General features: G+C 30.2%; 7 protein-coding genes. 1 reads left to right on the top strand and 6 read right to left on the bottom strand.

What is annotated here, in order from left to right:
• The 5 genes from E6248_RS10395 to E6248_RS10415 all read right to left on the bottom strand — a co-directional run.
• Positions 1-1,263, bottom strand: a 1,263-nt coding sequence (locus E6248_RS10395; protein WP_316340738.1) for an MFS transporter, incomplete at its 3' end; no start/stop codon positions are given.
• Positions 1,264-1,316: 53 nt separating this feature from the next.
• Positions 1,317-2,114 carry an ABC transporter ATP-binding protein gene (locus tag E6248_RS10400; protein ID WP_316340739.1) on the bottom strand — a complete coding sequence of 266 codons (798 nt, stop codon included), beginning with the start codon at positions 2,112-2,114 and terminating at the stop codon, positions 1,317-1,319.
• 5 nt (positions 2,115-2,119) lie between these two features.
• Positions 2,120-3,124, bottom strand: a complete 1,005-nt coding sequence (locus E6248_RS10405) for an iron ABC transporter permease (protein ID WP_316340740.1) — start codon at positions 3,122-3,124, stop codon at positions 2,120-2,122.
• On the bottom strand, positions 3,125-4,126 hold the full coding sequence (locus tag E6248_RS10410) for an iron ABC transporter permease (protein ID WP_316340741.1): 1,002 nt from the start codon (positions 4,124-4,126) through the stop codon (positions 3,125-3,127).
• On the bottom strand, positions 4,110-5,063 hold the full coding sequence (locus E6248_RS10415) for an ABC transporter substrate-binding protein (RefSeq protein ID WP_316340743.1): 954 nt from the start codon (positions 5,061-5,063) through the stop codon (positions 4,110-4,112). The genes E6248_RS10410 and E6248_RS10415 overlap by 17 nt, the downstream gene beginning before the upstream one ends.
• Before the next feature lie 644 nt (positions 5,064-5,707).
• On the opposite strand from E6248_RS10415, the gene E6248_RS10420 reads away from it, so the two are divergent.
• Positions 5,708-6,712: an AraC family transcriptional regulator gene (locus E6248_RS10420; RefSeq protein WP_316340744.1), complete on the top strand. Its 1,005-nt coding sequence runs from the start codon at positions 5,708-5,710 to the stop codon at positions 6,710-6,712.
• A 130-nt stretch (positions 6,713-6,842) separates the two neighbouring features.
• On the opposite strand, the gene E6248_RS10425 is transcribed toward E6248_RS10420, so the two are convergent.
• Complete coding sequence (locus E6248_RS10425) at positions 6,843-7,484, bottom strand: histidine phosphatase family protein (protein ID WP_316340745.1); 642 nt, start codon at positions 7,482-7,484, stop codon at positions 6,843-6,845.
• Positions 7,485-7,703: the final 219 nt, after the last annotated feature.

Raw genomic sequence — 7,703 nt, forward strand, 5'->3', positions numbered from 1 at the left:
AATTATTGCTGTTACTAATAATATTGTTCCTATAGTAAATCCAGCATCTATCACTTGTCCGTAAAGTAATTGTCCTGGAGCTACACTTATAGTTGCTACTGCTGTTGAAAAAGCTGATACTCTTCCAAGCATATCTTGAGGTACTTCCTTTTGAATATAAGTTAGAGTCAATACATTAGATAAAGATAGAGATAGCATTATAGCCATTCCTCCTACCGCAAAAATTCCTGCCAATGTGTAGTTACCTGCTTTTAATACTCCTAGGCTTGACATTAATAAAACTCCAAAAAGCATTGGAAAATAGGTATAATGTGCCTTTTTCATAGAAAACATATTTGGTTTTATACTTATCCATAAACCACCCAATATCATTCCTAATACACATACCCCCTCTACTATTCCATAAACTTCTGAAGGTAACCCTAAAAATACATTTATAAAGTAAGGTGCAACTATTGATAAAATAGGCACTAAGAATATATTACACATAGCATAGGAAGCTATAATTCCTAAAACTATTTTCTTTTCCTTCTTCAAATACATAAAGCTGTTTTTCATTTCTATAAATGAGTTTTTTATAAAGCTCATAGAGAATACTTTGGCTTCTTTATTTGAATAAGATACTCTATCGCTTCCATTAACACTTGGACAAGTGCTACCTTCAGTATCTTCTCCCACAGAAGCTTCTAACTTCTTCTCAACATCAGGTATATCTAAGAACATTTCCATTATAGCTGAGAATAGAAAACTTACAGCATTTATCATTACTATTACTTTTATTCCAACTAGTCCATAAAGAATCCCTGCAAATATTGGCCCAACAAAGTTTACTACTGATCCTACTTGATTTATTATTCCATTAGCTGAAGTTAGCTTATCTTCTTCAACTACTTGAGGAATAGAAGCTGTAACTGCTGGTCCATATAATGTGTAGCAAATTGATAATATAAACATTACTGCTGCTACTATTATTTCATGATCTCTTCCTCTTAATAATATAAATGCATATATACCAATAATAACTGAGCAAAAAAGATCTAAATAGACCATTATCTTTTTTCTATTTATCTTATCAGAAAGCATTCCAGCAATAGGTGCAAATAAAATATATGGTATAGTTGATATTGCTAAAATATTTGCAAATGTTGCTGTACTTCCTGTAAAGTCCAATAAGTATAAGGACATACTAAATCTTTGAATTGCATTTCCAAAAAGGGAAATAATCTGCCCTACTACTATTATTATAAAATTTTTATTTTTCATTTGTCCTCCCTAAGTAGCTGACATTCTATATAACTAAATATTATTTTCGATGCTTATAAAACTACTTCTCTAAGTAGCTCATATTCCATACATACTGGATATTCTCCATTTTCACTTACTTGAAGGTTTGCATCTATTCCATAGATTTCTTTTAAAGATTCTTTATTAATTACATCTATTGGTCTTCCTTCACAGATAATTTCACCTTTTTTAAGTCCAATAATATTATCTGCAAATCTACATGCATTGTTTAGTTCATGCAATACAATAACTACTGTAATATTTTTTTCTTTATTTAATCTCTGTAAGACTTCTAATACTTCAAGTTGATAAGACATATCTAAGTAAGTTGTTGGTTCATCAAGCATTATTATGTCTGTTTCTTGAGCTAAAACCATAGCTATCCAAGCTCTTTGTCTTTGTCCCCCAGATAAATTTTCTACTTCTCTATCTGCAAATTCTGAAAGACCTGTTTCTTCTATTGCCCAGTCAATAACTTCTTTATCATGGCTATTAAGTCCACCTATCATTTTTTGATGAGGAAATCTTCCAAAGGCAACTAGTTCTCTTACTGTTAATCCACTTGGACATACTGGACCTTGAGGCAGGAATGCTACTTCTTTAGCTATATCTTTTTCTTTTACCTTTTTTACATTCTTATTATTTATAAATATATCTCCAGCTTTAGGCTTATTTACTCTAGCAATAGTCTTAAGTAGAGTTGATTTTCCACATCCATTAGCTCCAATTATTATGCTAATCTTCCCCTTTGGAATAGATAAACTCATATTTTCAATTATAGTATTCTTTTCATATGCTACTTTTAGATTCTTTACACTAATAGCTTCCATAATTACTACTCCTTCATCATTAAATAAATAAAGTATGGTACTCCAAATATTGATACTGTTATTCCTACTGGAATTTCTATTGGAGAAAATAAATTTCTCGATACTGCATCTGCAAGAAGAACTATTATAATACTTATAATTGCTGATATTGAAATGAAGTTCTTATGATATGGACCAACTAATTTCCTTGCTATATGAGGAGATATAAGTCCTAAAAATCCAATATTACCTGCAAAGGCAGTTGCACTTCCAGCTAATATTACTGCAAAGGTTAAAAACTTCTTTCTCTCTTTTTGTATGTTAAGTCCAAGTCCTGTTGCAAGCTCATCTGAAAGATTTAAAACATCTAATTTTTTATGATTTAGTAATACTATAATAAACATTAAAAGTACTATTGGTATTATAACCTTGGCATAGCTCCATCCAGCTCCCCAAAGGCTACCTGATGTCCAAACTAATACTCTATTGTAATCTCCGACTCCGCCTCTAAAAGTAACGAAGGTAATTAAAGCATTTAATCCTGCATTTATTCCAATACCTATTAATAAAAGTCTTCTCGGCTTAACTCCTTTTCTGCTTGAAAGCATATAAATTATAAATGAAGTAATTCCTGCTCCAAGTATAGCCATAAAAGGTAGTACAAATATTGAAAGTTGTCCAAGTTCACTATAATAATTTCCTGTTGAATATGTAATAAATAATACTGCTGCAACTGCTGCTCCAGCATTAATCCCTATAATTCCTGTATCTGCTAAGTCATTTTTAGTTATTGTTTGAAGTATTGCTCCTGCTGTTGAAAGAGCTACTGCAACTGATACTCCAACTAACATTCTTGGAAGCCTTAAATTAATTATAGCTGCTCTTTGCATCTTAGTTCCATTTCCAAGAAGGGTATTTATAACTTCTAAAGGTGTTACCTTATAAGTTCCCCAGCAAAGTGTTACGAAAAAGGATATAGCAAGTAATGCTAATAGAATTATTAAAGCTATTTTAAATCTTTTTTTCTTCATCTATCCTCTTTCCTTTCTTGCTACTGCTATGAAAAATGGTATTCCTATAAGGGCTGTAAATACTCCAATTGGAGTTTCATATGGATCAAATAACATTCTTGCTGCTATATCTGCATATGTTAAAAGTGTTGCACCTAATAAAAAGGCACAAGGTATATTTCTTCTATAATCTTCTCCTAGGATTTTTCTAACTATCTGTGGAACTATAAGTCCAAGAAAAGCTATGTTTTTCCCAACTGCTACTGCTGCTGCACACATAGGTATCATTACCATAAGAGTTGTAAATCTTATTTTTTGAGGGTTTTGTCCAAGTCCAATTGCAACATCATCTCCAAGGCTTAAGATATTTATCTTAGGAGATAATAAAACTGCAATTATAAAGCCTATTGTGCCAACTATAAAAACTAAATTAAAATCTGACCAGCTAGCATTTCTAAATCCACCTGATACCCAAAAACCTATCATTTGACTTTGATTAGATAAAAGTCCAACTATAGTTGTTAGTGCTACAAAAAATGTGCTCATTGCTGTTCCTGCAAGTAATATCTTAGCAATTGAATTATTGTTTGCTTTCTTAGATATAAAAGCTAGAACTATAAGGCCTGTAAATAAGGCTCCTATAAATGAAGCTATCATAACATTTCTTGTATTTATTGTTATTCCTAAAGCATAAAATATTGCTATTACTAAAGTTGCTCCTTGGCTAACACCTAAGATTGAAGGCTCAGCTATAGGATTTCTAGTAACACCTTGAATCATTGCACCTGTTACTCCTAATATTCCCCCTGTAAATAGTACAGATAGAGCTCTTGGAATACGAACATCTCTTACAATCATAAGTTCTAAAGTTTCACTGTAATTAAAGATACTATCCCAAATCTCTGAAAAGCCAATATGGACAGACCCTAACCTAACAGCTAGAATCAGTCCACATATTAAAAGTAAGGTACTACAAATTGTAAAAACTATTGTATGTATATTCCCCTTATTTCTTTGTTTCATTTAACATTACACCTATTTCATCTACTAATAAATCTTTACCTATAACGCTATATCCTTGGTTAAAGTATGGAGAAGAATCTAATACTACTACTTTTCCTTCTTTAACTGCAGGTAAGCTATTCCATATTGCATTGTTTTGTAATTGGGCTAAATCTTCTTTAGTTGCAATTAAGAATATGTAATCAGCTTTTATTGATGCTAATCCTTCATAAGTTACTACTGGAAGGCTAATATCACTTTGAGCTGGCATTCCTTCTGGTTTCTTAAGGTCCATATCTTCATATAATACTTCACCAAAACCAGCACTATCAAATACAAAGAATTGTCCACCACTTGCTAAGAATGAAAGGTAAGTTGTATCTTCGCCATATTCAGCCTTAATCTTATCTCCAGCTTTTTCAGCCTTAGCTTCATAAGCTTCTAACCATTTATCTGCTTCTGCTTCCTTCTTAAATACCTTAGCTAAAGCTTTAACATCTTCTTCCCAATCTAAAGCTTCTAATTGAATCATAACTGTTGGAGCAATTTCGCTTAATTGATCATACATTTTTTCTTGAACTGTTGATATTACTATTAAATCTGGGTTTAAGTTCATAACTGCTTCTACATCCATTGTGTCTTGCATGCTATAACCTAAAATTTCTGCTCCCTTTAAAGTTTCTTCTAAATATGAAGGGAATTTAGTGTAATCATAGGCATCACTATTAGCTGTTCCTATAACCTTATATCCTAAAACTGATAAAATATCACTATTACCACTTAAATCTACTATTCTTTGAGGAGCTTCTGGAATTTCAACCTCACCTCTTACATCTGTAACTGTTATAGTATTTCCTGACGAAGTTCCTTCTTCAGTTTTATTTCCAGTGCCACATCCTACTAACATTACTGCAGTTAAACAAGATACTAATAATGTTTTTAATAAATTTTTCTTCATATTTACACCTCTTCTATTTATTTTGAAACTAAATTTAGAAATTCAATTATTCTGAATTTCAATTTCTATTAACCAAAAGGTCTAAGCCTTAATTCCTATACTTTCACTTCTGTGGTAATTGTATGTGATATTCATTCTCAATTCAACCTTTGCAACTATTTTAATAATTTTAACATCTATTAGGATAATTATTTGATATAATATATATGTTTTAATTAATAATTAAACCTTATGAGATTATAAAGTGATTCTTATCTTCAGGTGGAGTTTTCTTAATAGGAATACCTTACTCCATCTGAAGGTTAGAAGAACTAATCCAGGCGCGTAGCAGTGCTTAGCTCCCACTTATAGAAGGTGGGAGTGTTAGCAATGGTAGCGATCGGATGAAACTAATAGTAAATTTATAATATTAATAGTCAACATTATGATTCACATAAAATATAAAAACTGATAATCAAAATGATACTTTAAATAAATATAAGAATTGAAATGTTATAGTTTTTAATTATTATAAAAGCTATTTATGTACAAGCCAATTTAGCTTAATAAAATATAACCTCTTCATTTCAACTAATATATTTAAGGTTATTATCTCCCCTTTTACTTATATTTATTATTAGTTCTTATTAAAAAATGGAGGACAAATGAATTCAAGATCTACTAAAGAATTTAAAGAATTAGTTTTGAAAAATATGACTTTTAAAACTTTTAATGAAGGTAACTACACTATTTATAAAAATGAAAATAATCCTGAACTAGGATTTTTAATAGAATATTCTAGGGAAGGTTACTATACTTTTGGAATTGGTGATTACACAATAGCACAGGATTTTGCTATTTCCTTTAATCATAAAGAAGAAATAATGAGGTTTGGAACTGTTTATTCTGGAGTTACAGAATTTGAAATTGAAAATAATCCTGTATCTTCCTTTACGCCTTCATCTTTTTTTGTAGTTGAAAAGGCTCTAAAAGGTAGACAAGTTTGGAAGAAAGGTCAACACTTTCATGGTGCTGAAATTACTATACATAAAAAGTATTTTGATGAAGTTATTAAACCTAATTTCCCAAATTCAATAAACTTTAATAACTTTATCTACAACTATACTTATAGCTATCTTACATTAGAAATAGTTACTATAATTCAAAGTTTAAGAAATCTATCTGAAGCAAATGAGCTTACTCCCTTATTTTTAGAAAGTAAAATCCTTGAATGTATTGCACTTCTTTCAAAAGAAGTATTCTCTTCACCTGAAAACACTTTTACTAACCAATTAAATCATGGTGAAATAAAAATAGGAAAAGATAGATATATTAAATTAACTGCTTCAGATGCTAATGCTATACAAAAAGCCTATGAAATATTAACAAAGGAAGCATTTAATCCACCTACTATAAGTGCTTTAAGTAAGATGGTATTTTTAAATGAGCAAAAATTAAAAGCTGGATTTTCTGAAAAATATCATATGTCCATAAGTGAATATACAACTTCAATAAAAATGGCAACAGCAGAAAATTTACTCTCCACAACTGAATTAAGCATAGAAGAAATATCAAGTATATTGGGGTATAATTACAGTGGAAACTTTATAAAAATGTTCAAAAAAGTTCATGGAAAGACTCCTTTAGCATTTCGTAAAAAAAGTAAATAAATGCAGATATAATATGCTTCAAGAGTCTTTAATCTTGTAGATGCGGTGTTACTAAATGAAATAAAATAAATGTTGGATTACTGTTCCGTCACTTTACTCCAAGTCACTGTAATCCAACATTTATTTTATCTTACTCAAATTCGTTGTATTCTCTCCTTGAGTATTTATGATGTTCCATGCAAGCTAATAATGGAATTTCATAACCTTCATCATTGAAATTAATTTCTGTAAGACTTGTCTGTTTTATAAAAGGCTCATCCCATAATGTATCTATATCTCTATTCTCTAATGCAGTTAAATATGACTTTAGAGTAATTGTATGAGTTACTATCAAAATAGTTTTTCCCTTTTCCTTTTCTATAATTTCACTTATTGCCTTAAAGGATCTATCTTTAACTTCATTAAAAGTTTCCCCATCTCCAGTTGGTATATATTTTGATGGTACATTCCAAAAATTATAGTAATTATCTTCACTTAAACTTTTCATCTCTTCCTGGTTCAATCCTTCCCAGCCACCAATTTGTATTTCTTTTAATCCATCATATTCAATTAGGGGTATGTCCCTATCCCCTTTAACTATTTTTGCAGTATTTAATGCTCTTCCAATGGGGCTTGTATATATGACATCTATATGTAAATCTTTCATTCTTTCTCCAAGCCACTTAGCTTGTTTTTTCCCAAGTTCAGTTAAAGGAGAATCTCCCCAGCCTTGCATTATACCTTTTTCATTCCATTCTGTTTCTCCATGCCTAGTTAAATAAACCTTAGTCATACTTCCCTCCCATATAGTTCATAATATTTTTTATATAATTATCTTAACCCATATCTAAATCTTATTATATATAATTATACATTAAGTCCAAATTTCATCATAATAAAATTAATATTTATATAATAAAGGAGTAGGAAAAATCAATTGATTTTTCCTACTCCTTCTATTTCCCTATTCTGAAAGATTTAAAATCTCAAGTATTTTTTCAGATCTCTCTTT

Origin of the sequence: Clostridium sp. (assembly GCF_032552055.1) — a bacterium.
In the GTDB taxonomy this organism is placed as follows: domain Bacteria; phylum Bacillota; class Clostridia; order Clostridiales; family Clostridiaceae; genus Clostridium.

Bases quoted from the DNA above. Each gene is read 5' to 3' on its own strand.
- E6248_RS10400 (WP_316340739.1), bottom strand. From the start codon at position 2,114: ATGGAAGCTATTAGTGTAAAGAATCTAAAAGTAGCATATGAAAAGAAT.
- E6248_RS10405 (WP_316340740.1), bottom strand. From the start codon at position 3,124: ATGAAGAAAAAAAGATTTAAAATAGCTTTAATAATTCTATTAGCATTA.
- E6248_RS10410 (WP_316340741.1), bottom strand. From the start codon at position 4,126: ATGAAACAAAGAAATAAGGGGAATATACATACAATAGTTTTTACAATT.
- E6248_RS10415 (WP_316340743.1), bottom strand. From the start codon at position 5,063: ATGAAGAAAAATTTATTAAAAACATTATTAGTATCTTGTTTAACTGCA.
- E6248_RS10420 (WP_316340744.1), top strand. From the start codon at position 5,708: ATGAATTCAAGATCTACTAAAGAATTTAAAGAATTAGTTTTGAAAAAT.
- E6248_RS10425 (WP_316340745.1), bottom strand. From the start codon at position 7,484: ATGACTAAGGTTTATTTAACTAGGCATGGAGAAACAGAATGGAATGAA.